The sequence below is a fragment of the Protofrankia sp. CiP1_Cm_nod3 genome, from assembly GCF_982290655.1.
On sequence record NZ_CEVIVD010000014.1, the window covers coordinates 1 to 4065 of the forward strand.

Here is a 4065-nt window from a genome sequence, read left to right on the forward strand (position 1 = left end):
ACACCAGCCGGGTGTGGTCGGCGGCGTTCTCCCCCGACAGCACCACCATCGCCACCGGCAGCAACGACGGCACGGTCCGGCTGTGGGAGACCACCACCGGACGGCGGATCGCTACCGTGATCGGTCTTCAGGATGGGTGGGCGGTTCTGCTGCCGGACGGCTCCTACAAGCTGGTCGGTGAGCCGGGCGGCTCCTTCTGCTGGGTGATCAAGACCGTCCGTTTCGAGCCGGGCGAGCTGGACGGCTACGACCCGGCCATCCGGCGCCTCGCGGAGGACGCGCCCCTGCCCCTGCCCGCCGGCTGGCACCCCGTCACACCCCAGGTGATCCCGCCGGTCAGGCCGCCTGATCCACGCCCCGGCCGCCGCAGCGGCATCTTCCGCCGCCGCTGATCACGACCGGCCAGGAGGATCAGCCGCTGGGCAGCCGGGCTACCGTGCCGCCCTCGCGGCCGCGCTGCTTGCCGGAGGATTCACCACGATGCGCCGGGTAACGTCCGATCTGGACGAGTAAGGAAATGGGCGGTACCGAATGCCCGACGCAAAGCCTGCCGTCAGGGACATCACGACGCCAGATATGCAATCCCGTCAATTCGGCCTCGACGGCGAGGCCGTTATTGTTTGGTGGCTATTGGTTCAGGGTATCTCCACAACAGGGCCCGGTCTTTCTTTTTGTTCCCGCCAGGAACAGGTGACCTGTCCGGTAGTTTTTGCCAGCACGACGAGAAGGAACACTACGGTCGTCCCCATGCGCGACACGAAACGTCCTGATGAATCTTGTTTCCCGGCGAAGCCCGGTCCCGATCGGCGCACTCTCCGTGGCCTTCAGACATTGACCTGTCTCCTGTAACCGGACGACCACGGTCTGCGCCGGCAACATTCAGTCGCCGCCCGGCTGCCCGACAGCAGTATCATAACCGGTCGAACCGTGGACGGAGACGATCCAGCTTCGTCTGCTATACAGCCTCCCACGGCCCCTGGCTCTGAAGGAGAATCTGCTGATGCCCGTTCTGTGTGAACCGGCTGTCGCGGTTCCAGAAAATATCCTGACCATGGGTGAGACTCTTGAACTGGCTCAGCGTCTTCACAGAGATCACCCTGCCCTCCCCCTCGCCCTGCGCCTCATAAGTAACACCGGCGTCGTCAAGCGCCACATTGTTCGTCCGATTGACGAGACATTGAAGCACCCAGGTTTTGAGATCAGGAACCACATCTACGAGGAAGAGGCCAGGGCTCGGGTTCCGGACGTTGTGCACCGCGCGCTCCGAAATGCGGAGATGTCGCCTGCTGATATCGACATGATAGTATACCTGTCCTGCACCGGGTTCATGATGCCGTCGCTGACGGCCTGGCTCATCAACAAGCTCGGGTTCAGACCGGAGACACGCCAGCTCCCCATTGCCCAGCTGGGCTGTGCGGCTGGCGGAGCAGGGATAAACCGCGCATTTGACTTCTGCACCGCCCATCCCGGATCAAACGCTCTGATCGTGGCCTGCGAGTTCTGCTCGCTCTGCTACCAGCCCACCGATGTCGAGATCGGCAGCCTGCTGTCGAACGGCCTGTTCGGCGACGCCGTAGCGGCCGCCGTGGTGCGCGCCTCCGGAGGGACAGGCATGCGCCTGGAACGGACCGGTTCCTACCTGATACCGAACACCGAGCAATGGATTTCCTACGCCGTGAAAGCTACCGGCTTTCATTTCCAGCTCGACCGACGCGTCCCGAAGACCATGGAACCGCTGGCGCCGGTCCTGCGAGACCTGGCAGCAGAGAACGGCTGGAACGCATCGCTGCTGGACTTCTACGTGATCCACGCTGGCGGGCCCCGCATCCTGGACGACCTGAGCCGTTTTCTCGATGTCGCACCCAACGAGTTTCGCCATAGCAGGGCGACGCTTACCGAGTATGGGAACATCGCGAGCGCCGTCGTACTCGACGCCCTTCGGCGAATCTTTACCGAAGGCGGGGTCCCGAACGGTGGATGCGGTATCCTGGCAGGCTTTGGTCCCGGGATCACGGCTGAGATGTCGGTCGGGCGCTGGCAGGCAGACCCCTTCACAGCAAAGAGGGCGGACCGGGTCGAAGAGCAGGCCTGAGCCTGGACCCGTCGCCCCGCTCCGGGCCGGACGCCACCGCGGGCTTTCCATCAGTTTTTGGCGTTCCCCGGACAGCCTGGTCGACACCGGATATGTCGATTGTAGTTTCCTACTGGAAAGGCCGTGTGGGATGTCCATCTCGAACTCCGTGCCGACGTGCCCGTTCCGGCACGACGACGCCCTGGAACCAGACCCCTTCATGACCCGGATGCGGGCTGAGGCCCCCGTCACCCGCGTCCGGATGCCATACGGGGAAGGCGACTGCTGGCTGGTCACCCGCGATGCGGACGTGCGGACAGTCACCGCGGACCGGCGTTTCAGCCGGGCCGCGCTGATCGGGCGGGACTTCCCGCGGATCACGCCTGCCCCCATCGCGCAGCCCGAGTCGATCAACCTCATGGATCCGCCCGCGCTGAACAGGGTGCGCAGCCTGATCCTCAAGGCGTTCACCACGCGCCAGGTCGAGAAACTGCGGCCCTGGACCCAGCAGGCCACGGACGGGCTGCTGACCAGAATGGCCAGGCATGGCGCGCCGGCGGATCTCGCTGATCATCTGGCGGGCCGGCTGCCGCTCATGACGATCTGCGCACTGATGGACATCCCCGAGGCGGACCGGCCCCAACTTCGCCGGTGTGCCTCGGCCATGATGTCCATGAGCGCCGTCGACCAGACTTCGGCGGTGGAAGCGAAGGCGGAACTGCGGGCCTATTTCGCCGAGCTGACCGCAAAACGCCGCCGTGTCCCCGGCGACGACCTGGTCAGCGCGCTCGCCACCGCACGGATCGGCGGCGAGATCCTCAACGAGGAGGAACTGTCCGTGCTGGCCATGCTCCTGCTGGTCACCGGTCACGACACCACCACGTACAACATCAGCAACATCGTCTACACGCTGCTGACGCACCCCGTGCAGCTCGGCCAGCTGCGCGCCCATCCCGAGATACTGCCGCAGGCCATTGAGGAGCTGCTGCGGCACATCCCGTTCCGTCAGGGCGTCGGCATTCCGCGGGTGGCCCTGGAGGACATCGACTTCGACGGTGTCACCATCAGGGCTGGTGACACCGTGCACGTGTCATATCTGACCGCCAACCGCGACGAACTGGTCTACGACCGTGCCGACGAACTCGACTTCGGACGGAAGGATCCCGTCCCGCATATGACCTTCGGATACGGCAGCCACCACTGCCTCGGATCCCATCTGGCGCGCATGACGCTCCAGGTCTCCATTGGCACACTGCTCACCCGTTTCCCCGGACTGCGGCTGGCCGTACCCGCGCGGGACGTGCGGTGGAACACGGTGTCGATCTGGCGTTACCCGCTCGTGCTGCCGGTCGCCTGGTAGAGGCGCCGGCCCGGTCCTCGGGTGGTGCCGCCTGTCGTCAACGAGAGCGGTGATCGGCTGGGCCTGCTCCCCCAGGCAGGTCCTGGCCCGCGATCAGCAGAGCCGGTGGGGGGCGAGGCTGTCGTCGATGGGGAGTAAGCCGGTGACCGTCGCGGTCACCTCCATCGACTGGAGGACGACGATGCCTCGCAGGACGTTGACGAAGGCCGTGTCAGCCGCGTCGCGACCGGTTGCGATGCGGACCATGCCCTCTCGGGGGGCTCGGCGGGTGGCGTCGTAGGTCCACCACGCACCGTCGAACCATGCCTCGAAGACGGCGTGGAAATCCATCGGGGCCAGGCCGGGCGCGTACACGGCGACGAAGCGCGCGGGTATCTGGAGAGCCCTGCACAACGTGATCCCGAGATGGGCGAAATCGCGGCATACTCCCTGCCCGGTGAGCAGCGCATCATCGGCGCAGCTGTGGACGTTGCTGGAGCCCGGGACATAACCCACCCGGCTGTGAATCCACTGTGTGATCGCCTCCACCTGGGGGCGTCCGGGTGGCAGGCCGCCGAACTCGGCGACCGCGAACCCGACATCGTGATCCGACGGGCAGTAGCGGCTCGCCCGCAGGTAGGTCAGCTGCTCCAGA

The 4065-nt window shown here is 65.6% G+C and carries 4 protein-coding genes; 3 read left to right on the plus strand and 1 reads right to left on the minus strand.

What is annotated here, in order from left to right; translation table 11 throughout:
- From AC5LUJ_RS05070 to AC5LUJ_RS05080, 3 genes are all read left to right on the plus strand, one after another.
- Positions 1-392 (plus strand): WD40 repeat domain-containing protein (locus AC5LUJ_RS05070; RefSeq protein WP_493464531.1); only part of this gene is annotated, 392 nt, incomplete at its 5' end.
- A 608-nt stretch (positions 393-1000) separates the two neighbouring features.
- Positions 1001-2092: a type III polyketide synthase gene (locus AC5LUJ_RS05075; RefSeq protein ID WP_250283551.1), complete on the plus strand. Its 1092-nt coding sequence runs from the start codon at positions 1001-1003 to the stop codon at positions 2090-2092.
- 130 nt (positions 2093-2222) lie between these two features.
- On the plus strand, positions 2223-3431 hold the full coding sequence (locus AC5LUJ_RS05080; protein ID WP_250291518.1) for a cytochrome P450: 1209 nt from the start codon (positions 2223-2225) through the stop codon (positions 3429-3431).
- A gap of 93 nt (positions 3432-3524) precedes the next feature.
- Here AC5LUJ_RS05080 and AC5LUJ_RS05085 read toward each other — a convergent pair.
- A partial coding sequence (locus AC5LUJ_RS05085) for a transglutaminase-like domain-containing protein (RefSeq protein ID WP_493464532.1) occupies positions 3525-4065 on the minus strand: 541 nt, incomplete at its 5' end.

Bases quoted from the DNA above. Each gene is read 5' to 3' on its own strand.
- AC5LUJ_RS05075 (WP_250283551.1), top strand. From the start codon at position 1,001: ATGCCCGTTCTGTGTGAACCGGCTGTCGCGGTTCCAGAAAATATCCTG.
- AC5LUJ_RS05080 (WP_250291518.1), top strand. From the start codon at position 2,223: ATGTCCATCTCGAACTCCGTGCCGACGTGCCCGTTCCGGCACGACGAC.